Below are 330 nucleotides of genomic sequence, written 5' to 3'. Positions count from 1 at the left end.
CTTCCTCGATCGGGGTGTAATCCTCCACCTCGTCCTCTTCGTGCATCGCGCCGAGCTGGCGGAAGCCGGCCGCGGTCAGGCGCTCGACCAGGGGCTCGCTCGGGCGCAGGCGGAAGACGCTGGCCTGGATGTCGATCTCGTCCTTGGCTGGCAGGCCGGGTACGGCGGTCGAACCGATATGGTCGACGCGCAGCGCCTCCTCGCCGAGGGCCTCGGCAACGCGAGCGGCCCAGGCCGCGCCTTCATCGCCCCATTGAGGCTGCGGCGGGACGACCCAGGGGGTGGGAGGTGTATCCATGGGAGCCTTCATACAAAACGGGCCGCCTGAAC

The 330-nt window shown here is 69.4% G+C and carries 1 protein-coding gene; it reads right to left on the bottom strand.

Going from position 1 to position 330, the window contains the following annotated elements:
• A partial coding sequence (locus E5162_RS14245; RefSeq protein ID WP_206751137.1) for a GrpB family protein occupies positions 1 to 298 on the bottom strand: 298 nt, incomplete at its 3' end.
• Positions 299 to 330 lie beyond the last annotated feature (32 nt).

Origin of the sequence: Marinicauda pacifica (genome assembly GCF_004793635.1) — a bacterium.
Lineage (GTDB): Bacteria > Pseudomonadota > Alphaproteobacteria > Caulobacterales > Maricaulaceae > Marinicauda > Marinicauda pacifica.
Note: the sequence above shows the minus strand (reverse complement) of the source record. Positions and strands in the feature narration are given on the sequence as shown.